This is a genomic window from Mycolicibacterium sarraceniae (assembly GCF_010731875.1).
Classification (GTDB): domain Bacteria; phylum Actinomycetota; class Actinomycetes; order Mycobacteriales; family Mycobacteriaceae; genus Mycobacterium; species Mycobacterium sarraceniae.
In genome coordinates this window covers 500,823-522,157 of sequence record NZ_AP022595.1, presented here as the reverse complement: position 1 = coordinate 522,157, position 21,335 = coordinate 500,823, and the positions used below count along the sequence as shown (strand labels likewise).

The following is a 21,335-nucleotide window of genomic DNA, read 5'->3' as shown; positions in this document are numbered from 1 at the left end:
CTCGGGTGATGGCGATCTGGTGCATGGACTGGCCTGCTGTCGCCGCGGCGACAGCGGCCGGGCTGCCGGCGACGGCCCCGGTCGCGGTCACTCTGGCCAACCGGGTGATCGCCTGTTCGGCGGCTGCCCGGGCGGGCGGGGTGCGCCGCACGCTGCGCCGGCGCGAGGCGCAGGCCCGGTGTCGGCAACTGCATGTGGTGAGCGCCGACCCGGCCCGCGACGCCCGCTATTTCGAAGGGGTGACCGCGGCCGTCGACGAGGTGGTGCCCCGCGCCGAGGTGCTGCGGCCGGGGCTGCTGGTGCTGTCGGTTCGCGGCGCGGCCCGCTACTTCGGTTCCGAGGCGGCTGCCGCCGAGCGGTTGGTCGACGCCGTCGCCGCCGCAGGTGCCGAATGTCAGGTGGGGGTCGCAGACCAGCTGCCGACGGCCGTTTTCGCCGCTCGGGCCGGCCGGATGATCGAGCCCGGTGGGGATGCCGCGTTCCTATCGGCATTGTCCATCCGCCAGCTGTCCGGTGAACCCAGCCTGGCCGGACCGGGGCGGGAAGAATTGGCTGATCTGTTGTGGCGCATGGGGATCCGTAACCTCGGTCAGTTCGCGGCACTGTCCCGCAGCGATGTGACCTCCCGGTTCGGGGCCGACGCGACAGCCGCGCACCGCTTCGCCCGCGGCGAGCCGGTGCGCGGGCCGTCCGGTCGCGAGCCGGCAGCCGATCTCGATGCGGTGCTGCACTGCGACCCGCCAGTCGACCGGGTCGATGCGGCCGCGTTCGCCGGCCGGACGCTGGCCAGTGCTCTGCACCGCAGCCTGGAGGCGGCGGGTGTGGGATGCACTCGACTGGCCATCCACGCCCTCACCTCGGGAGGCGGTGAGCTGACTCGGGTGTGGCGGTGTGCCGAACCGCTGACCGAGGACGCCACTGCCGACCGGGTGCGCTGGCAGCTCGATGGCTGGCTTAATCGGCGCAACCCGGACGACCGGCCGAACTCGCCGGTGACGGTGCTTCGGTTGCAACCGGTGGAAGTTGTTTCCGCGGAGGCGCTTCAGCTGCCGCTGTGGGGTGGGGTAGGGGAGGAGGACCGGTTACGGGCCCGCCGCGCGCTGGTCCGCGTGCAGGGGTTGTTGGGGCAGGAGGCCGTCCAGCTGCCGGTGCTATCCGGTGGCCGCGGCCCGGCCGAACGCATTACCTTGACCCCGCTCGGCGACGAGCTGGTGCCCCGAGCCGACCCGGACCGGCCCTGGCCCGGTCAGCTGCCTGAGCCCGCTCCGGCGGTGATCCTCGACGACCCGGTGGAACTACTTGATGCTCAAGGTAATCCGGTTCGAGTGACCGGGCGGGGGATGTTCACCGCCGAGCCGGCGCGATTGGACGGTGCGGGTCACCATTACCGGGGTGTGCTGCGTTGGTGGGCTGGGCCGTGGTCGGTGGACGAGCGGTGGTGGGATCAGAGCGAACAGTCCAGAGCCGGTCGGACGGCACGCGCTCAGGTGTTGGTGGACGACCAGTCCGGTGAGCCGGGATCTGCACTGCTGCTGTGCTATCGGCGGCGGCGGTGGTATCTGGAAGGGGTCTACGAATGAGCCAGGGCGCGTGCGAACGGGCCGACTCGTTCGATGAACCGAGCGAAGAACGCGGCCGGATCGACCCCGACGCCGACGTGCGCGTTGGATTCCCGGCCCCATCGCCGGCTCCAGTCGGCGATGGTCATGCCGCGGGTGAGCGTCCCGGTGAGCTCGACGTCGACCGTGGTCGCCCGGGTCTGGACCAGTCCGGGATCCAGGGCCACCGCTGCCGCCAATGGGTCGTGCAGATGTGCCAGGAAACCCTCGCCCTGGTCGAAGTGGAATTCGAAGTAGAACCGCATCGCATCCTCGAGCGCACGGATCAAGAAGTTGTCGGCGGTCGATCGCGTGCCGCGGGCATCGAGCACGCTCATGGCTGTCGTGGTGGCCCCCGATGCGGTAGCCAGCCGGCTCAGGAGCGTCGGCGTCAACATGATGTTCTCGGTCAGGTTCAGCCCGCATACGATCGGAAGCTGATGCTGCTGAATCACTTCGGCATCCGCGGCCCGCCCCCACGCGTCGAAAACCTCGGCGGCGGCTTCCGGGTCCACGCTGATGTTCCACTCGGCCACCGGGGTCGTGTTGCCGCGGTAGTCGAACGCGCCGCCCATGATGACCAGCCGGCGCAACAGCGACGGCAGGTTTGGCTCGTCACGCACGGCCAGTGCCAGATTGGTCAACGGTCCGGTGACCAGGCCGATCAGCTCGCCGGGCTCGGCGTGGGCAGCACGCACCCAGGCCTCGGCCGAGCCGTATTCGGTGAGTTCACGTTGGTGCGTCGGCAGTTCGGCATAACCGAGCCCGGCGGGACCGTGGGTGTCCTCGGCGGTGCGCATTGGGGTGCTCAGGGGTTGATCGGCCCCCCGGGACACCGGAATCGCATCGGCCCGGCACAGCTCAAGTAGCCCGAGGTTGTTGCGGCACACTTGGTCCACCGCGACATTGCCACCGGTGGAGGCGATTCCGACGAGGTTCGCATCCGGGCTGGCCAACAGGTACACCAATGCCATCGCATCGTCGACGCCGGTATCCACGTCAGCGAAAACGGGTAGCGCAGCAGCCTGATCTTCCCCGACGCTCACCGCGGTAACGATACCCGGCACCGCATCAGGTTCCGTACGGGCGCGGCCCACCCTCGCGGATGATCGCGGCCAGCCCATCGCGTTCGGACACACCGAGTTTCAGGCGTGCCCGGTACACGTGACCCTCGACGGTGCGAACCGAAACCGACAGTTGCTCGGCGATCTCCCGATTCGATGAGCCGGCAGCGACCAACTCGGCGACCTCAAGTTCACGCGCGGTCACCGGCAGCGGTCGCGACGCGCCCCGGATGGCGGGGGAGGAGGCGCCCTCGCACAACGACGCCAGACGCATTGCGCGGGTGACGGATTCGATCTCCCGGCGGCGGGCACCGCGTTGTTCGTGGCATCCGGCTGCCTGCGCAGCGGCATCAGCGGCCGACAACAGCAGTCCAGCCTGTTCGAAGTCGATGCTGACCGCGTCCAGCGCATCGCCGTCTGAGTCCCCCAATGCGGTGGCGTGACGGGCGTACAGGCGTGGCAGCGGACCGTCGACACACACTGCCAGCGACTGCAGCCGATGGCCCAGTTGGCGATCGCCGAACCGGGCCGCGTCGTGCAATGCCTCGGCCTCCACCGCGACCCACGCCTTGACCGCCAGCACCCGTTCGTAATCGCGCAACCGGTAGGTCGAGGCGCTCACCGAGCGCCGAATCGAGCGGCCGGCGTCGTTGACCAGATACTCGACATGGCCGCTGCCGCCCGGAACCAGTCCGGCCACGGCTGCTTGTCGAAGGTCGTCGCATCGACGCAGACGTGGATCATCGCGGCCTCGGCGATCACGTCCGGGCCGCGGCGGATTTCGTAGGTACTGCGCAGCGACGTGCGACCCAGTGGATCGAATCCCACGCCGATCACCAGGTCCTCGTCGAAATGCGCGGGCCGGCGAAACTGCAGTTCGGCGGCGGCCACCACGAAATCGATACCGCTGGAGGTCAGCGTCTGGAAATCGCCGAACACATCGCGCAGCGCCTCGTTCATGGCCATGTCGACCCACGTCAGGTAATGACCGTTGAAAACCCGCCCCTGCATATCGCATTCGACGTAGCGCACTCGCAGCGGCATACCGAACCGTTCGGTGCCCATGTCAGAACGACGTGATGCCGTCCCAATCGACCAGCGTCCAGCCCATCACCGGGTTGCCGGTCACCACCACGCGGCCGGTGTTGGGCAGCGGGTGATCGGTGGCCAGGCTGCTCTTGGCGTTGCGGGCGTTCATCAGGGTCCACATCATGATCGATGCGGCGCTGGAGAAGGCGACCGGCTTGTTGTTGCCGCTCGCATAAATACGCTGTACGGCCTCGGTGAACTTCCCGTTGAAGTCAGTGCCGCTGATCGATCCAGGGATGCTGAAGCTGGTGTCTCCACGCAGCCAGTCGGCCGGGGCCACCATGTAGGTGATGGCGGCCTTGTCCTCCCGGACGCCGTCGAACCAGCCCGCGGGGATCTCGTTGAGGCCGGGCAGCACCGTCACCTGTTCCCCGAGGGCCTTGGACATCGGGGCGGCCGTCTGCTGAGTGCGCACCAGTTCCGAGGCGTAGATACCGTCGTATTTATTGCTCTGCAGCCGGCTGGCCACGGCCTCGGCCTGCTGCTGGCCGGTCGGGGTCAGCGACGGCCCGGGCACGGCGGTGTTGATGATGCCGCTGGCGTTGCCCTCTGACTGCCCGTGCCGGATGAACGTCAGCGTGATCGTGCGCTCATTCGGCGTGGACGAACTGCATGAGGCGAGCAGAACGGCTGCCATCAGCGCAGCGAGGATCGCGACGAGAGTTCGGGTGCGGGAAACAGGCATGGTCCTAGGGTGCACTGTCCACCGCTGTGGTGGGTGCGATTTCCCCAGTGCGACTATTTACCCAGTGCAACGATCGAGTTTCTCCACCCACGATCTTGAGGAGTGCGGCAATGCCCATCGACCCCACGGCAATCGGAGCGGTCACCGACGCGCAGCGGACCCAGTGGACCGATCGCGACACCATGCTCTATGCACTCGGCGTGGGAGCGGGCACCGACGACTTGCCCTTCACCACCGACAACAGCCACGACATCGCCCAGCAGGTGCTGCCGACCTTCGCCGTCATCTGCTGCCCGGCGTTCGGCGCTGCCACCAAGGTGGGCTCGTTCAACTGGGGCATGCTGCTGCACGGCTCCCAGGAGATCCGGTTGCACAAGCCGCTGCCCGCCTCCGGTGAACTGTCGGTGGTTTCCGAGGTCGCCGATATCCAGGACAAGGGCGAGGGCAAGAACGCGATCATCGTGATGCGGGGCAAGGGCACCGATCCGGCCACCGGCGAGCTGATCGCCGAGACGCTGTCGACCGCCGTCATCCGCGGCGAGGGTGGTTTCGGCGGACAGCCCGGTCAGCGGCCGGTCGCCCCGGAATTCCCCGACCGCGAGCCCGACGCCCGCATTGCTGCGGCCACCCGGGAAGACCAGGCGCTGATCTACCGGCTCTCCGGTGACCGCAACCCCCTGCACAGCGATCCGTGGTTCGCGCGCGAGCTGGCTGGTTTCGACAGGCCGATCCTGCATGGGTTGTGCACGTACGGATTCGCCGGGCGCGCGCTGCTTTCCGAGCTTGCCGGCAATGACGCCGCGAGGCTCACCGCAGTCAGCGCACGGTTCACGTCGCCGGTGTTCCCGGGCGAGACGTTGACGACGTCGATCTGGCGCACCGGGCCCGGGCGTGCGGTGTATCGGACCGAGGCCAGTGGGCCGGACGGCTCGAATACGCGGGTCGTGCTCGACGACGGCTCAGCCGAATACGTCTAACCGACCGCGCCGCCGACGAGGTGGCCTATGCCGAATGTAATGGCCATCGCCAGCGCACCCCCGATGACCACCCGGTAGATCGCGCGTCGTGCGTCGGCGCCGCCGAGGCGCGCACTGATCAGGCCGGTGATCGCCAGCGCGATCAGCACTGCGACAAACGTGATCGGCACCCGCAGCGACGTCGGTGGTAACAGGATCGCCAGCAGCGGCAGGGTGGCGCCGACGGTGAAGGCGATGGCAGACGAGATCGCGGCCTGCCAGGGGTTGGTGAGCTCATCGGGGTCGAGGCGCAGTTCGATGTCGACGTGGGCGGCGAACGCATCGTGGTCGGTGAGCTCTTCGGCGACGGTCCGGGCGGTCGCCGGGGTCAGCCCCTTGGCTTCGTAAAGCGCTGCCAGTTCGTCGAGTTCGGCACCGGGGTCGGTCTCGAGCTCTCGGCGTTCCTTGCCCAGCATCGCCTTTTCGGTGTCGCGCTGGGTGCTGACGGACACGTATTCGCCGACGGCCATCGACAGCGCTCCCGCGGCCAGCGCCGCGATTCCTGCGGTGAAGATCGGTGCTCGCTCGGTGGACGCTGCGGCGACGCCGACGACAATCCCCGCGGTGGACACGATGCCGTCGTTGGCCCCGAGCACGCCGGCGCGCAGCCAGTTCAGTCGGCTGCCGAACCCGTCGTGGTGCGGCTCGTAGGGGTGTGTCGATGGGTCGGTAGGCGTTGTCACGTGTGCAGCGTAGAACCATCACCGTAGCGGCGCGCGATGTCGGGCGAGCCCGCTCAGCCGGAATACCTCGGCCGCTGTGGTAAGCCGTCCGGAGAGTCTTGCCACTTCTGACGGCCCCACGGCAACAGGTCGATGAGCGGGAACGAGTGGCTGAGTTGCTCGGTGCTGCGGCCGTTGGTGTGCCAGGTGTGGTAGACGGTGTCACCGTCGCGCAGGAAGACGTTGACCCCGAATCCCTCGCCAGGTCCGGCGTCGACGTCGGCGCCGCCGGCCTTGCCCGTCTTGCCGGCCGCTGCCCACGGGTGCACGAGAATTTGCGCATCTGACTCGAAATCCAATGTGCGGCAGTTGCCGCCACAGTAGGTCTGTGTATTTCTTGTCAGGAAACTGTGCGCCGCTGATCGCCATTTTCGCTTGCGGTGCCCGACGGCGCTTCGGCTAGTCCAGCCAGCGCCCACGGCAATGGACGCTGATGCAGCACACCCAACCGCTGGGTGGCACGGGTGAGCGCGACATACAGCTCGGCCGCCCCGCGCGGGCCAGCCGCGAGAATGCGATCCGGGTCCACCACCAGTACCGCGTCGAACTCCAAACCCTTGGTCGCCGAGGGGGCGACCGCGCCCGGCACGTCCGCGGGCCCGATCACGATGCTGGTGCCCTCCCGGGCGGCTTCGGATGCCACGAACTCCTCGACGGCGGCCGAGACACCTTCCGCGCTGACATGCCGGGACCAGGGGCGGATACCGCACGCGCGCACCGACTCCGGGGCCCGGACATCGGGTGCGAAGTCAGCCAGCAACGCGGCGGCGACGGCCATGATCTCGGCCGGTGTGCGGTAGTTCACCGACAGCGACCGGTACAGCCACCGGCCGGGTACGTAGGGATCCAGCATCTCGGCCCACGACCTCGCCCCGGCCATCGAGCGGCGTTGCGCGAGGTCGCCGACCACTGTGAACGACCGGCTCGGGCAGCGGCGCATCAGTACCCGCCAGTCCATCTCCGAGAGCTCCTGCGCCTCGTCCACCACGACGTGCCGGTACGTCCAGTCCCGGTCGGCGGCGGCGCGCTCGGCGAGATCGCGGGTATCACGCTCGGTGAAGCGCTCAGCGAGGTCTTCGGCGCCGATCAGATCCTGTGCCAGCAGATGATCCTCGTCGTCCATCAGATCCTCGCGGGCCACCATATTCTCCAACACGCCTGCGGCATAATCTGTTTCGGCGATTCGCTCCCGCTCGGCGGCCTCGTCGGAGCGCTTGTCGCGGCCCAGTAGGTCGACCAGTTCGTCGAGCAGCGGCACGTCCGACACCGTCCAGGCGGTGCCGTCTTCGCGCCACAGTGCCGTCTCGGCGCCGGCTGAGCGTAACCGCGCGGTTGAGGTGTACAGCGTGGCCAACACGTCCTCCGGTGTCAGCACCGGCCAGAGCTCGTCGAGGGCGGCCTCGAACTGCTCGCGGCCGTCGAGCTCGTCGATCAGGTCGACGCGAATCTTCTCCCAGGCATCGCGATTGTCTCGGGTCAGCCAACCGTGCCCGATCCTGGCGATCGCGCGCTCGGTCAGAACGTAGGTGATGATCTCGCGGAACACCGCACGGGCCGCGTTGTGCGGCAGCTTGCTCATCCGGGCTTCCTCCACGGCCCACTGGGCCGTATCGGCATCGATCCGCATGGTGACATCGGCCAACGGGATCTCGATCGGGCTCTCGGGCAGCCGCTGGCGGTCGGTGATCGCGGCCGCCAGTACCGCCAGCATGGCTCGGGAACCCTTGATACGGGCGACATCTGGGGCCTCTTCAGCGGTGACATGCAGTCCGGGAACCAGGTCGCCGACCGTCATGAACACCACCTCCGACTCGCCCAGTGACGGCAGCACCCGGCTGATGTGGTCCATGAACGCCTGGTTGGGTCCCACCACCAGCACCCCGTGGCGTTCGATCCGCTGCCGTTGCGTGTAGAGCAGGTAGGCGACGCGGTGCAGTGCCACCACGGTCTTGCCGGTGCCCGGTCCGCCCTCGATCACCAGCACGCCCGGATGATCGTGCCGAATGATCTCGTCCTGTTCGGCCTGGATCGTCGCGACAATGTCGCGCATACCCTCACCGCGAGGTGCGTTGACCGCCGCGAGCAGGGCCGCGTCACTGCTGAAGGGGCTGTCGTCGCCGGCCTCGGGGTCGGGGCGGCCGAAGACTTCGTCGGTGAAATCGACCAGGCGGCGACCGAGGGAATGGAACTGGCGACGCCGACGCATGCCTTCGGGGCTGGCTGCGGTGGCCACGTAGAAAGCACGCGCGGCCGGTGCCCGCCAGTCGAGCAAGAGCGGTTCGTGGTCGCCGTGCTCGTCGAAGATACCGATGCGGCCGACGTAGAGCCGTTCGCCCGAAATCGCGTCCAGCCGCCCGAAGCACAACCCGTGGTCGGCGACGTCCAACCGCGTCATCGATCGAGCCAGGGTCCGGACCTCGGCGTCCCGCGCCACCAGCGTTCCGCCGTCCTGCAGATCGATCGGTCCCCGCAGCGCGGCTTGGTATTGGTCCTTGACCTGCGAACGCTTGGCGTCGAGCCGGGTATAGAGCTCGGCCAGGTATGCCTGCTCAGACTCCAGTTCATGATCATGCGCGTGAGCCGGCATGCGTCTCAGTTCCCCCTCAATTCCGTAGTCCGAGACATCATCTTCGTCTAGTTTGCCCGCACCGCTCAGCGCATCGAACATTTGTTCGATACGCTAGCTGCGTGAACTGGTTCACCGGCCCGCCGAGCTGGTCGGAGATGGAGCGGGTGCTGGGCGGCAAGCCCCGACGGCCCGGCTTGTCGCTCGGGGAACCACACGCCGACGGCGGGGACGGCCCGGCCTGGTCACGCCATCGGGAACCATACGAGCCGCCCGGTGGGCGTCCGCTGCGCTCAGCCGTGCCCTACGCCGAGTTGCATGCGCATTCGGCCTACAGCTTTCTCGACGGAGCCAGCACCCCGGAAGAACTCGTCGAGGAGGCCTCGCGACTGGACCTGCGGGCCATCGCACTGACCGATCACGACGGTCTCTACGGTGTGGTGCGATTCGCCGAGGCGGCCAAGGAACTCGATATGCGCACTGTCTTCGGTGCTGAACTGTCGCTGGGCAATACCGCACGCGCCGAGGCGCCCGACCCGCCTGGGCCGCACCTGCTGGTGCTGGCCCGCGGCCCGGAGGGCTACCGCCGGCTGTCTCGTCAGTTGGCGGCTGCGCATCTGGCCGGTGGTGAGAAGGGCAAGCCGCACTATGACTACGACGCGCTCACCGAGGCGGCCGGTGGGCACTGGCATATTCTCACCGGATGTCGTAAAGGTCATGTCCGGCAGTCCCTTTCGGAACACGGGCCGCAGGCGGCCGAAGCGGCGCTGGCTGACCTGGTGGACCGCTTCGGCAGTGATCGGGTCAGCATCGAACTCACCTGTCACGGTGATCCGCTCGACGACGAACGCAATGCCGCGCTAGCTGCGTTGGCGCCGCGCTTCGGGGTGGGTGTCGTCGCCACCACTGGCGCTCACTTCGCCGAGCCGAGCCGAGGACGGCTGGCCATGGCCATGGGGGCGATCCGGGCGCGCCAGTCGCTGGACGAAGCGGCCGGCTGGCTGGCGCCATTGGGAGGCGCACATCTGCGCTCCGGCGACGAGATGGCCCAGCTATTCGCACGGCACCCCGAAGCTATCAGCGCTGCAGCTGATCTCGGTGAGCAGTGCGCCTTCGGGCTGGCGCTGATTGCGCCGCAGCTGCCACTGTTCGACGTGCCCGATGGGCATACCGAGGACAGCTGGCTGCGGGAGTTGGTAATGGTCGGGGCCACCCAGCGCTACGGGCCGCGCGCTAATGCCACAGAGGCGTACACCCAGATCGAGCGCGAGCTCGACATCATCGCCGCGTTGAAGTTCCCGGGGTATTTCCTGGTGGTTCACGACATCACCCGGTTCTGTCGAGAGAATGACATCCTGTGTCAGGGAAGGGGATCGGCGGCCAACTCTGCCGTCTGCTACGCGCTGGGTGTCACTGCCGTCGACCCGATCGCCAATGAGCTGCTCTTCGAGAGGTTCCTGTCCCCGGCCCGAGACGGGCCACCCGATATCGACATCGATATCGAATCGGACCTGCGGGAAAAGGCCATTCAATACGTCTACGACCGCTACGGCCGCGATTACGCCGCGCAGGTAGCCAACGTCATCACCTACCGGGGCAAAAGTGCGGTGCGTGACATGGCTCGTGCGCTCGGCTTCTCTCAAGGCCAGCAAGACGCTTGGAGCAAGCAGATCAGTCACTGGCATTCCGGGGCCGATTCGCCGGACGTCGACGGCATCCCCGCGCCGGTGGTCGAGTTGGCGACCCAGATCAAGAACCTGCCGCGGCACCTGGGCATTCACTCCGGGGGCATGGTGATCTGCGACCGTCCGATTGCCGACGTGTGCCCGGTGGAGTGGGCGCGCATGGAGAACCGTAGCGTGTTGCAGTGGGATAAAGATGACTGTGCGGCAATCGGTTTGGTGAAATTCGATATGCTCGGCCTCGGTATGCTCTCGGCGTTGCACTATGCCATCGACCTGGTTGCCGAGCACAAGGGCATCAAGGTTGATTTGGCTCAGCTGGATCTCACCGACTCCGCGGTTTACGAAATGTTGCAGAAGGCCGACTCCGTCGGAGTGTTCCAGGTGGAGTCGCGCGCCCAGATGGCCACCCTGCCCCGACTGAAGCCACGGGTGTTCTACGACCTGGTGGTGGAGGTGGCGCTGATCCGCCCCGGGCCCATCCAGGGTGGCTCCGTGCACCCCTATATCAAGCGGCGCAACGGCTTAGAAGCCGTCACCTATGACCATCCGTCGATGGAACCCGCACTGCGAAAAACGCTGGGGGTCCCGCTGTTCCAGGAACAGCTGATGCAGCTGGCGGTGGACTGCGCGGGCTTCTCGGCGGCCGAGGCCGACCAGCTGCGCCGGGCGATGGGGTCCAAGCGCTCTACCGAGAAGATGCGACGGCTGCGAGACCGGTTCTACGCCGGGATGGCCCAGCGGCACGGTATCACCGGCGAGGTTGCCGAACGGATCTACGAGAAACTGGAAGCCTTCGCCAATTTCGGTTTCCCGGAAAGTCATTCGCTGAGCTTCGCCTCGTTGGTGTATTACTCCTCGTGGTTCAAGCTGTACCATCCGGCGGCGTTCTGCGCTGCGCTGCTGCGCGCCCAGCCGATGGGTTTCTACTCGCCGCAATCGCTGGTGGCCGACGCCCGTAGACATGGGGTCGAGGTGCACGGGCCCGATATCAACGCCAGCCTGGCGTATCCCACATTGGAGAATTCCGGGCTTGATGTGCGGCTGGGGCTGGGCACCGTGCGCAATATCGGTGATGAGCTGGCCCAACGCATCGTCGACGAGCGCGATGCCGGTGGGCTGTACACCTCACTGCTGGATGTGACTGGGCGAGTACAGCTTTCGGTGCCACAGGCAGAGGCGTTGGCCACCGCGGGAGCGTTGGGCTGCTTTTCGGTCACCCGTCGAGAGGGGCTGTGGGCCGCCGGCGCGGCGGCTACTGCGCGCCCCGACCGGCTGCCGGGTGTCGGCTCATCGTCACATGTGCCGGCCCTGCCCGGCATGACCGACGTGGAACTGGCCGCCGCGGATGTGTGGGCCACCGGTATTTCGCCGGACAGCTATCCGACCCAGTTCCTGCGGGAAGACCTCGACGCGATGGGCGTGGTCCCGGCCGACCGATTACTGGAGGTGCCCGACGGCAGCCGGGTGCTGATCGCCGGCGCGGTGACGCATCGGCAGCGGCCGGCCACCGCGCAAGGCGTGACGTTCATGAACATCGAGGATGAGACCGGCATGGTCAACGTGCTGTGCACCCCGGGGGTGTGGACCCGGCATCGAAAACTGGCCCAGACCGCCTCGGCACTGTTGATCCGCGGCCAGGTGCAAAACGCCACGGGCGCGGTGACGGTGATGGCCGAGCGGATGGGCCGCATCACCTTGAAGGTGGGCTCCCGCTCGCGGGACTTCCGCTGAGCGAAGCGAAGCGGAAAATCAGGCCTGTGCCGCTGAGCTAGTCTTTTTCGTCGTCTTTGGGGAGGAGTGCCATCAGGGTGGAAGCGGTAGTTGCCGGGGTGCGGATCAGCGTGGATGAGGCTGGCATGCCGATGATTCCCCAGGCTGAACCGCATGACGACCTCTGCCCAGGCGTTCTTCAAATCCTGGTCAGCGTGTTGCGCTGCCGCCCAATCCATCCCGTCGAGGTAGGTCATTGTCAAGACGCGGCCGTTCGATGCCTCCGGAATGACTTGGGGAGTCCGGATGAACGGATGGCCCCGATACAACTCGCCGAAGGCCGCGATGTTCGCCGCCTCCTTGGCGGCCGGGTCCGGAGCGCTCTATCACCACTTCACGTCGAAGGAGGCGCTGCTCGACGCCGGGATCGACCGTCAGCTGGACCGCCGCCGCGCCATGCGGGATATCCGGTCGCTCTTTGCCGGTCTCGGCGATCTGCAGGCCGAGCTCACGGTGCTCGGTCGTTACCTATTCGGTGTCATCGACGAAGAGCTCTTGCAGATCGCCGCCAGAACCCCTGCCGGCCGATCGAGCCGGCTGGACACCGCGTACGCCGCGCTCATCGACGGACTCCACGTCGAATTGGGGGACTGGATCGCGGCGTGGGTGCCTGCCATGGCCGCAGAGGAGCGCGATGTCGTGACCGCAATCGCCATCAACGCGCTACTCGGATCCCGTTCTGCCACCAGCCTTTTCCATCAATCCGTGTCGCGGATCCCGGACGACCGCTATCGGGTCGAGTACGCCACGTTCCTGGCGAACCGAATTCGGGAACCCCGCTAGCCCTACTCGGTCGGCGTCGTCCACACCTTGTCGATGCTGATCCGCAGCCGCAAGTTGTACCCGCCCATCGTCTCGGTCAGGCCGAATTGATCTGACAGGGCACCATATTTCGCCCAGTAGGGCGCGTCATCGCGCGGATCGGCTTCCTCGCTGTCAACGGTGGCCGGACCTCCGACCACGATGATGCCTCCACCGTTGCCATCGGAGTCCAGGTTCAGGCTGACCCTCGGATGCGACTTGATGTGGCGCACCTTGGCCGCTTTCGGTTCGGTGTAGATGACGATGTCGGCGCCGTCGTAGAAGAACCAGACCAACTTGGGCACCGGCTGGCCGGATTTGGCGACCGTGGTCAGCCAGCCGTAGTCGTCACCGGTGAGCCGATCGACCACCTTGTGACTCAGTTCAATTGCCATAGGCTCGAATGTAGTCTCAGCTCATGACACTGCCTCTGAGCGTTGACGAACTCCTGACCTCCACCCGATCAGTGCGCAAACGGCTCGACTTCGACCGCCCGGTACCGCGCGATGTGCTGATGGAATGTCTCGATCTCGCACTGCAGGCGCCCACGGGGTCAAACGCTCAGGGCTGGCAGTTCGTGTTCGTCGAGGATGCCGCCAAGAAGAAGGCGCTGGCCGATATTTACCGGGCCAACGCGACGCCGTATCTCGACCTGCCGAAGCCGGTGCGCGGCGATATCCGCGACGGCCAGATGGACGCCGTGATGGACTCGGCCAAGTTCCTCAACCAGAACCTCGAGAAGGCGCCGGTATTCCTGATCCCGGTCCTGGAAGGCCGCCCCGACGGTGCCCCGGCCGGCATGCAAGCCTCCTACTGGGGATCGCTGATCCCCGCCGTCTGGAGCTTCATGCTTGCCCTGCGCTCGCGCGGTCTCGGTTCGGCGTATACGACGCTGCACCTGATCGGGGACGGGGAAAAGCAGGCCGCTGAGCTCCTCGGCATCCCCTTCGACCAGTACGCCCAGGGTGGACTGTGGCCGATCGCCTACACCAAGGGCACCGACTTCAAGCCCGCCAGGCGACTGCCCGCCGAGCAGCTCACCCACTGGGACACCTGGTGAGCTAGAGCTGGGACACCTGGTGAGCTAGAGCTAGACAGCTCCACAGAACCCCTGCTGGCGCCACGCCTCATAGGCCGCCACCGCCGCGGCGTTGGACAGATTCAGCGACCGCCGACCCGCCAGCATCGGGATGCGTACCCGTTCGGTGATGTGCGGGTCGGCGAGCGTCTCGTCGTCCAAGCCGGTGGGTTCTGGCCCGAAGAGCAAGACATCGCCGGGCCGGTAGGCGATCTCGGAGAACGATCGCTGCGCATGCGCGGTGAACGCGAACACCCGCGCGCCGCCCACCGCCGCCCACGCCTGCTCCAAGCTTGCGTGCACCGTCACCCAGGCCAGGTCGTGATAGTCGAGCCCGGCGCGGCGCAGCTTCGGCTCGGAGAGGTCGAAACCAAGCGGTTCGACCAGATGCAATTCACATCCGGTCGCGGCCACCATGCGGATCGCGTTGCCCGTGTTGGGGGCGATACGCGGCGAATAGAACATCACTTTGAACACGACGCCCCGTCCTCGGTGTGTGCAAGGGTGCGGATAATGGTGGCATGGTCGAGCCGAGTATCTGGATGCAGAAGGCCGCGGCCGATCCCGGTCATTCCCATTGGTACATCGAGCGTTTCCGTGCGATGGCGCGCGCCGGTGACGACCTGGCCGGTGAGGCGCGTTTCGTGGACGCGATGGCACCCCGGCACGCTCACATCCTCGACGCCGGCTGCGGGCCCGGCCGGCTGGGTGGGTACCTGGCGCACACAGGTGCTGGCCCGGTTGCGCACTCACCTCAAACCCGATGGGCGAGCGGTGATCGGATTCGGCGCTGGGCGCGACAACGAATACGGCCAGTTTCTCGTCGCCTGCTCAAACCCGCGTAGGCATTTCACTGGAGTTGATGATCTCAGTTGTGCCGCAGCACAATTTGCTCGACACGTGATTGGGGTTTATCCCGCGGTCATGGCGGTATCTCTCTGTTCAGTAACGATTCTGGAGATGCTGGGCAATGGCTGTCATACTCGACCAATTGCCAGGGGTTATGCGCAGCTCCGATGTCGCCAACACGGGCAGCGATGACCAGGGAAGTCCGGATGAATCAGACTCAGCAACCAACAACCGCGCCGGCGAAGCGACCGTCGCGTTGGTCGCTGCGCAATTGGCCGGTGCGGGGCAAAGTCTTTGCGATCGTGGCCGTTCCACTGGTGCTGGCACTGGTCTTCGCCGGCACCCGGCTGTGGAACGAATTCAATTCAGAGCGAGATCTGCAGGTCGCCGCCGATCGCGTCGAGATGATTCCGGTGATCGAAAGCTACGTCAGCGCGGTGGAAGGTGTGCTGCTGGCCTACAGCTCCGGCGAGGACACCCAGGGGAAAGCAAACACATTCGATAAAGCCAAGGCCACCCTGCAGAACAAGCTGAACTCCACTGACGTCGCCCCTGACGTCCGCACCGGGGTGGCCAACCTTCTCACCGGGGGTCAGCAACTCATCGGTGCGGTATCGGCAAACGCCATCGGGCTACGTGAGCGGATCGCCACCTACGCGCCGATCCTGCTCACCGCAGAAGACGCCATCAACGGTTCGGTGCGTCTGGATGACGAGAAGCTACGCGCGCAGACGCTGGGCCTGAGTCGCGCGGTCGGTGCCCGCGGCCAGATGCTGATGCAGCAGATGCTGGTGAAGCAGGGTGGCGACGTGGCCGAACCGGAGCTGCGGACGTCGATGATCACCCTGGCCGGTACCGAGCCGTCGACGTTGTTCGGGATGAGTCAGGTGCTCGGGGTCGGCTCTCAGGACGCCAAGACGCTGCAGAGCGAGATGGTCAAGCGGATGGGCCTGATCTCCAACCCAGACGTCGCGCTGGTCGGCAACACCGAACTGCTGCAATCGCTGCAGGCCACCGACACCATCGCCGGCCAGGTCATCACGTCGACCACCGCCCAGACCATCGCGGCCGTCCAACAGCAGGCCAGCGATCGGCGGACCGCCGTCATCCGCGACTCGCTGCTGGTGTCCGCGGCGTTCATCATCGCCCTGCTGGTGGTGTTCCTGGTGGCGCGGTCACTGGTCAGGCCGCTGCGCATCCTGCGCGACGGTGCCCTGCGGGTTGCGCACACCGATCTCGAGCAGGGCATCGCCCGAGTGCGGGCCGGCGACGAGCGCGAGCCTGAACCGCTGGCCGTCTACACCACCGAGGAGATCGGCCAGGTCGCGCACGCCGTCGACGAGCTGCACGCCCAGGCGCTGCTGCTGGCCGGTGACGAGGCCCGGCTGCGGCTGGTGATCAACGAGATGTTCGAAACGATGTCCCGGCGCAACCGTTCGCTGGTCGACCAGCAGCTCGCACTCATCGACCGGCTGGAAAAGAGCGAACAAGACCCCGAGCGGCTGGACAATCTCTTCCGCCTGGACCACCTCGCCACCCGGATGCGCCGGATCGGCGCCAACCTTTTGGTACTCGCCGGCGCACAGGTGTCGCGCGATCACCGCGAGTCGCTGCCGCTGGCCAGTGCGGTCAACGCCGCGGTCTCCGAGGTCGAGGACTACAAGCGGGTGGAGATCGGTGAGGTGCCCGACTCGGCGCTGATCGGCAAGATCTCCGCCGACGCGGTGCACATGCTGGCCGAACTGATCGACAACGCCCTGCGCTACTCGCCGCCGATCTCGCCGGTGCGGGTCAGTGCGGAGCAGACCCGTAACGCCGGGCTGCTCATCGAGGTGCACGACGACGGTATCGGCATGACCGACAGTGACCTGCGCATCGCCAATATGCGCCTGCACGGCGGTGGCGAGGTCAGCCAGGACAACACCCGGCACATGGGGTTGTTTGTGGTCGGCCGACTGGCGCACATGCACGGGATGGGTGTGCGGCTGCGTAACGCCGTGGAGGGGGAGACGTCCTCGGGGACCACCGCCGAGCTGTACATCCCGCCGAAACTGCTCGAGCACGGCTCGCCGATCAGCACTGACGCCCGCCGCTACGACGATGCCTCCGCCGAAGCCCCTTCAGCCGCGCCCGCCGAGGACAGCGCTCTGCCGCAGCGCTCGCCGGGTTCCAGTGGCATCACCGGGGTGCCGGCACCCGAACCCGAGGACACCGACACCGACTTCATCTATCAGAAGATGCTGAATGAGATCATGGTCGACCCGCACACGCTGGTGGTGCCGCAGGACTGGAAGTCGGTGTGGGACAACGGCTGGGAGACGGCGGCCAAGGTGGAGAACGTCCCGGTGCAGGCCCACACCGAGCACGGCCTGCCGGTTCGCGATCCCGGTGCCCGGCTGGTGCCCGGTGCCGCCGAGGTTGTCGAGGCCCCACCCGGTCCCGAACTTCCGCGACGCGATCCCGACGCGGTGCGGGCGTCCTTCAGCAGCCACTTCGGCGGTGTGCGGGCCGCGCGCTCCGATCTTCAGGACGGATCCGCAGCGAACAGACGAGAAGACCAATGACCAATCCGCCACGCCCGCCGCACAATTCGCTGGACTGGTTGGTGACGAACTTCGCCCGCGACATCCCCGGTGTCTCCCACGCGGTGCTGGTGTCGGTCGACGGCCTGCTTATCGCGGCCAGCGAGCAGTTGCCGCGCGAGCGTGCCGAGCAGCTGGCCGCGGTGACCTCGGGGCTGGCCAGCCTGGCTGCCGGGGCGGCCCAGCTGTTCGAAGCCGGTCAGGTACTGCAATCGGTGGTCGAGATGGCCGGCGGCTACCTGTTGGTGATGCGGGTCGGGGACGGCTCGCACCTGGCGACGCTGGCCGCACCCAACTGCGATATCGGCCAAATCGGTTATGAGATGGCTGTTTTGGTTGAGCAAGTCGGCAGCGTCGTCTCATCGTCGCGGCGTAGCCCACGACCTTCGTGACCGGCGACGCCGAGGCGGATCTGGTTCGCCCGTACACGCTCACCGCGGGACGCACCGAAACCACGGTCGAGCTTCCGGTCGAGGCCCCGATCGAGACGTTGCCGTCGGCCGTGCAAAACCATTGGCCTTCGGGAGATATGCGGGGGCGGATCTGCCGGCTGTGTGCCGACAGCCCGTCGGTGGCCGAGATCTCCGCGCTGCTGGATCTGCCGCTCGGCGTCGCGCGCGTCCTCGTCGGTGACCTGGTGACGGCGGGCTATCTTCGGGTACAGATCACTTTGACCGACCGCTCGACACCTGACGAGCGCCGCGACCTGATAGGAAGGACCCTTCGTGGCCTACGAGCCCTCTGAGGGACGCCCATCGGCCTCGACGAAGATCGTCGTCGCGGGTGGGTTCGGCGCCGGGAAGACGACGTTCGTGGGTGCGGTCTCGGAGATCATGCCGCTGCGCACAGAGGCGATGGTCACCGATGCGTCGACCGCGGTGGACGTGCTGGAGGCCACCCCGGACAAGACGACGACGACGGTGGCAATGGACTTCGGCCGCATCACTCTTGACCAGGATCTGGTGCTCTACCTGTTCGGCACCCCGGGGCAGCGCCGGTTCTGGTTCATGTGGGACGACCTGGTGCGCGGCGCGATCGGGGCGATCATCCTGGTGGACGTTCGTCGACTGCAGGACAGTTTCGCCGCTGTCGACTTCTTCGAGCACCGCAAGATGCCGTTCTTGATCGCGGTCAACGAATTCGACGGCGCACCGAGATATCCCACTGATGAGGTGCGCCGCGCGCTGACGTTGCCCGAGACGACGCCGGTGATCACCCTGGACGCCAGGGACCGCAATTCTGCCACCGACGCGCTGATCGCGATCAGCGAGTACGCACTGGCGAAGCTGTAGTGCAGCCCTGGACCGACCGCGAATTCAACGGCAATGACTTTCGCGACGAAGACCTTTCCGGCCTGCAGACCGAGCGGGTGGTGTTCACCGAATGTGACTTTGGTGGCGCCAACCTTTCCGAGTCGACACACCTGGGGTCGGCGTTTCGCAATTGCCGGTTCTTGCGGACCACGCTGTGGCACAGCACGTTCCGTAACTGCAGCATGCTCGGCTCGACCTTCGAGAACTGCCGGCTTCGACCGATCGTCTGCGAAGAGGTCGATTTCACGCTCGCCGTCCTGGGCGGGGCAGACCTGCGCGGGGTGGACATGTCGGGTTCTCGGCTCCGGGAAACCAGTCTGGTTCAGGCCGATTTGCGCAAGGCGATCCTGCGAGGCGCCGACCTGACCGGCGCCCGCACCAACGGGTTGCGGCTCGAGCAGGCTGATCTGCGGGGAGCCCGCATCGACGCGACACTGTGGACCACGGCAGCCTGCCGGGGTGCACGCATCGATGTCGCCCAGGCACTCGCCTTCGCGGCGGCGCACGGCCTCGACGTCAGCGGTGAGTGAGCCGTCACCTCGGCGAATTCTATTCACGTTACCGCAACTGCAGCCGGGGAGAGGCAAGAGGAGCCGACGCAACCCGCTCCCGGTGACGCCGTCGCCGCCGGACAGCAATAACAGCCGAAACGTCCGAAAGTCACCGTCGTGGAACTCTTTCATCCTCGAGGTGCGTGGTGCCATCGACCGGGACAAGGGCCGCGCCAACGACCGCGAAGCCGAGTTCATCGAGAAGGTCCAGATCGAGAGCGCACTCGGAATTCATTCCGGCCACCACGGATTCGCCTTCTCTACCCTCGGCCAATTTCTACGGCGTGGTCGGCCAAGCGTTCACCCTGCGTCAGAAGTTCGGGCCGCCGATGTGCAGCGCGGCGCCGGTGGGGATCACCGCAAAGGCGACGATGACACAGAGGGAGATCCGCACGTGGCACCGGGTTGTGGGTTGATCGATCTCTGGCCTGGTGATCGAGTACAGAATGTAGACCAAGGCGACATTGAAGGTGATCAGGACCCACCAGCGCGTCCAATCGACGGCAGTGATGAACAACGGCACCATGGCGGCGAGCCCCAGGATCGGCGCGGTCAGCTTGCCGTGGAATTCACGGAGAAGGGCCGAGAAGCGAACGCCCGAAATTGACTGAATCGCCCAGATGCTGACCGCAAAGTACAGCAGCCCCACCACAAACGAGGCGAGAAGCGGGCCGGCGCCGAAGGTGCCGACCTTATGAAGACCGTCAGTTACCCGGGCATCGACAATGGTGCGCTCAAAGTTGCACACCCAGTCGTGAAAGTCTGTTTTGATCGCGGTTCGACCGGCGAGGTAAGCCATGTGGTCGGACGGGAAAGGGTCCTCGATCTGCTTGTGGGGAATCTGCTCACATACCTGTGTCCCTACGTCGTTGCGTGAGAACGCGGCGATGGCCAGTATCGCGCCGAGCCCAGGCGCCACCGCGGCGGTCGCGCATAGTCGCCGCAGCCCGGACGCCAATTGTGCAGGCAGGACGGATATCGCCAGAAGAGCTCCCAGCGCGACCTCGAGTGGAATCCCTTCGTGTAGCAGCGCCAGTACGGCAATCGTCACGCCGTAGACGGCACTGACGATGAGCTTTGAGCGATCCGACTGGAGCTGGGTCAACGCGATGCCCAACATGACCAGGGCCGACATCGCGTACAACTCCGGTCTCGGCGTGTACACGGCGTAAGAGAATGCAAAAGGCAACACGGGGACGAGCAGGGCCAGCATCGCCCGTCGCGCCGATTTCTCACCGCTGGAGAGAATCAGCCGAATTAACGCTGCGAGCGCGGCCAACCACACGACGACGGGTGCCCACACCATCGTGTGAAGGGCAGGGAAGTAGGCGGCGTCGGGCAGCATACGGATGATTTCGCCGCCGAGCCCGCGACGCAAGAACCCGAACGCGTAGTTGGGCACGTAATACGTCATCCAGTAGACCGCTGTCGGATACAGGGCGAGGGTGAGGAACGAATGGCAGCCCGCCAGGACGACCAATCCGATCGCCGTCCATACGAACACCCTCGGGTGCTTGTCGTTCATCACCGAGTTACTCACGCCGCGATCACCGTCAACCTGCATGCTCGCGAGTTCACAGGCGCGGTGAGCCCGCTGGCCGTGGTGAGGATGCGTCCCATCTCGGTGCACCGTCGGCGCTCGCCTATTGCCGGCCACGACACGGTGGCGGCGGGGGTGGGACGCATGCATCGTAGCGAGGCGGGACGAGATCGGGCTGGGCGACGCGGCTGGTCAGCTCGCGCACCAAGCGCACCGCCAACCATGAACGTGCTTCCCCCCGACGAAAGATCCGTACGAACAAGCCGAAAACTATCCCCGCGTCCCCGAAAGCGCTGATAGAGGACAAAGGTTCTGCATCGCTACTGCCTAGCAAGGCCGAAAAGCAATATACACAGCGCATCTGATCTGACGGAAACTCGCGGCGGATCCGAAGCGGAAGCCTGACCCTTGACGGCGCTCACTTGG

At 66.4% G+C, this 21,335-nt stretch carries 19 protein-coding genes and 3 pseudogenes; 11 read left to right on the top strand and 11 right to left on the bottom strand.

Going from position 1 to position 21,335, the window contains the following annotated elements; genetic code table 11:
- Positions 1-8 precede the first annotated feature (8 nt).
- Positions 9-1,580 (top strand): DNA polymerase Y family protein, encoded by a 1,572-nt coding sequence (locus G6N13_RS02730; protein ID WP_407663900.1) that lies wholly within the window; start codon positions 9-11, stop codon positions 1,578-1,580.
- Here the strand turns inward: G6N13_RS02730 and G6N13_RS02725 are convergent.
- From G6N13_RS02725 to G6N13_RS02710, 4 genes are all read right to left on the bottom strand, one after another.
- Positions 1,571-2,572, bottom strand: a complete 1,002-nt coding sequence (locus G6N13_RS02725) for a nucleoside hydrolase (RefSeq protein WP_235678022.1) — start codon at positions 2,570-2,572, stop codon at positions 1,571-1,573. The genes G6N13_RS02730 and G6N13_RS02725 overlap by 10 nt on opposite strands.
- A 97-nt stretch (positions 2,573-2,669) precedes the next feature.
- The gene (locus G6N13_RS02720) at positions 2,670-3,362 is read right to left on the bottom strand and encodes a helix-turn-helix transcriptional regulator (protein WP_322789296.1); all 693 of its coding nucleotides are present in this window, start codon (positions 3,360-3,362) and stop codon (positions 2,670-2,672) included.
- Positions 3,281-3,727 (bottom strand): acyl-CoA thioesterase, encoded by a 447-nt coding sequence (locus G6N13_RS02715; RefSeq protein ID WP_163694707.1) that lies wholly within the window; start codon positions 3,725-3,727, stop codon positions 3,281-3,283. The genes G6N13_RS02720 and G6N13_RS02715 overlap by 82 nt, the downstream gene beginning before the upstream one ends.
- A 1-nt stretch (position 3,728) precedes the next feature.
- Entirely contained in the window at positions 3,729-4,436 is a 708-nt protein-coding gene (locus G6N13_RS02710; RefSeq protein WP_163694706.1) for a histidine phosphatase family protein, read from the bottom strand.
- 110 nt (positions 4,437-4,546) lie between these two features.
- On the opposite strand from G6N13_RS02710, the gene G6N13_RS02705 reads away from it, so the two are divergent.
- The gene (locus G6N13_RS02705) at positions 4,547-5,413 is read left to right on the top strand and encodes a MaoC family dehydratase (protein ID WP_163694705.1); all 867 of its coding nucleotides are present in this window, start codon (positions 4,547-4,549) and stop codon (positions 5,411-5,413) included.
- Here G6N13_RS02705 and G6N13_RS02700 read toward each other — a convergent pair.
- The 3 genes and pseudogenes from G6N13_RS02700 to helR form a co-directional block, all read right to left on the bottom strand.
- Entirely contained in the window at positions 5,410-6,135 is a 726-nt protein-coding gene (locus G6N13_RS02700) for a VIT1/CCC1 transporter family protein (RefSeq protein WP_163694704.1), read from the bottom strand. The two genes, G6N13_RS02705 and G6N13_RS02700, sit on opposite strands and share 4 nt — an antisense overlap.
- Before the next feature lie 53 nt (positions 6,136-6,188).
- Positions 6,189-6,401: pseudogene (locus G6N13_RS02695) on the bottom strand (DUF899 family protein); the annotation flags it as partial.
- 113 nt (positions 6,402-6,514) lie between these two features.
- Complete coding sequence (helR, locus tag G6N13_RS02690) at positions 6,515-8,761, bottom strand: RNA polymerase recycling motor ATPase HelR (RefSeq protein WP_170310472.1); 2,247 nt, start codon at positions 8,759-8,761, stop codon at positions 6,515-6,517.
- Positions 8,762-8,862: 101 nt separating this feature from the next.
- Here helR and G6N13_RS02685 point away from each other — a divergent pair, with 101 nt between their 5' ends.
- Positions 8,863-12,156 (top strand): error-prone DNA polymerase, encoded by a 3,294-nt coding sequence (locus tag G6N13_RS02685; protein ID WP_163694703.1) that lies wholly within the window; start codon positions 8,863-8,865, stop codon positions 12,154-12,156.
- A 65-nt stretch (positions 12,157-12,221) separates the two neighbouring features.
- Here G6N13_RS02685 and G6N13_RS24530 read toward each other — a convergent pair.
- Positions 12,222-12,494, bottom strand: a pseudogene (locus tag G6N13_RS24530) (AarF/UbiB family protein); the annotation flags it as partial.
- On the opposite strand from G6N13_RS24530, the gene G6N13_RS02680 reads away from it, so the two are divergent.
- Positions 12,442-12,978: a TetR/AcrR family transcriptional regulator gene (locus G6N13_RS02680; protein WP_407663863.1), complete on the top strand. Its 537-nt coding sequence runs from the start codon at positions 12,442-12,444 to the stop codon at positions 12,976-12,978. The pseudogene G6N13_RS24530 and the gene G6N13_RS02680 overlap by 53 nt on opposite strands.
- A 2-nt stretch (positions 12,979-12,980) precedes the next feature.
- Here G6N13_RS02680 and G6N13_RS02675 read toward each other — a convergent pair whose 3' ends face one another.
- Entirely contained in the window at positions 12,981-13,391 is a 411-nt protein-coding gene (locus tag G6N13_RS02675; protein ID WP_163694701.1) for a TIGR03667 family PPOX class F420-dependent oxidoreductase, read from the bottom strand.
- Between the two features lie 23 nt (positions 13,392-13,414).
- Between G6N13_RS02675 and G6N13_RS02670 the strand changes: the two genes are divergently transcribed.
- Positions 13,415-14,056 carry a nitroreductase family protein gene (locus tag G6N13_RS02670; RefSeq protein ID WP_163694700.1) on the top strand — a complete coding sequence of 214 codons (642 nt, stop codon included), beginning with the start codon at positions 13,415-13,417 and terminating at the stop codon, positions 14,054-14,056.
- A gap of 30 nt (positions 14,057-14,086) precedes the next feature.
- On the opposite strand, the gene G6N13_RS02665 is transcribed toward G6N13_RS02670, so the two are convergent.
- Positions 14,087-14,551, bottom strand: a complete 465-nt coding sequence (locus G6N13_RS02665; protein WP_163694699.1) for a tRNA (cytidine(34)-2'-O)-methyltransferase — start codon at positions 14,549-14,551, stop codon at positions 14,087-14,089.
- 44 nt (positions 14,552-14,595) lie between these two features.
- Here G6N13_RS02665 and G6N13_RS02660 point away from each other — a divergent pair.
- The 6 genes and pseudogenes from G6N13_RS02660 to G6N13_RS02635 form a co-directional block, all read left to right on the top strand.
- Positions 14,596-14,896 (top strand): annotated as a pseudogene (locus G6N13_RS02660) (hypothetical protein); the annotation flags it as partial.
- 233 nt (positions 14,897-15,129) lie between these two features.
- Positions 15,130-17,487: a sensor histidine kinase gene (locus G6N13_RS02655; RefSeq protein ID WP_163694698.1), complete on the top strand. Its 2,358-nt coding sequence runs from the start codon at positions 15,130-15,132 to the stop codon at positions 17,485-17,487.
- Positions 17,484-17,897 (top strand): roadblock/LC7 domain-containing protein, encoded by a 414-nt coding sequence (locus tag G6N13_RS02650; RefSeq protein ID WP_163694697.1) that lies wholly within the window; start codon positions 17,484-17,486, stop codon positions 17,895-17,897. Before G6N13_RS02655 ends, G6N13_RS02650 begins: the two co-directional genes overlap by 4 nt.
- A complete protein-coding gene (locus G6N13_RS02645; RefSeq protein WP_163694696.1) occupies positions 17,894-18,250 on the top strand; it encodes a DUF742 domain-containing protein in 357 nt (118 codons plus the stop codon). Before G6N13_RS02650 ends, G6N13_RS02645 begins: the two co-directional genes overlap by 4 nt.
- The gene (locus G6N13_RS02640) at positions 18,231-18,797 is read left to right on the top strand and encodes a GTP-binding protein (protein ID WP_163694695.1); all 567 of its coding nucleotides are present in this window, start codon (positions 18,231-18,233) and stop codon (positions 18,795-18,797) included. The genes G6N13_RS02645 and G6N13_RS02640 overlap by 20 nt, the downstream gene beginning before the upstream one ends.
- Complete coding sequence (locus G6N13_RS02635) at positions 18,797-19,348, top strand: pentapeptide repeat-containing protein (RefSeq protein WP_163694694.1); 552 nt, start codon at positions 18,797-18,799, stop codon at positions 19,346-19,348. The genes G6N13_RS02640 and G6N13_RS02635 overlap by 1 nt, the downstream gene beginning before the upstream one ends.
- A 331-nt stretch (positions 19,349-19,679) precedes the next feature.
- Here G6N13_RS02635 and G6N13_RS02630 read toward each other — a convergent pair whose 3' ends face one another.
- Entirely contained in the window at positions 19,680-20,933 is a 1,254-nt protein-coding gene (locus G6N13_RS02630; protein ID WP_163694693.1) for an Rv1490 family membrane protein, read from the bottom strand.
- Between the last annotated feature and the right edge of the window lie 402 nt (positions 20,934-21,335).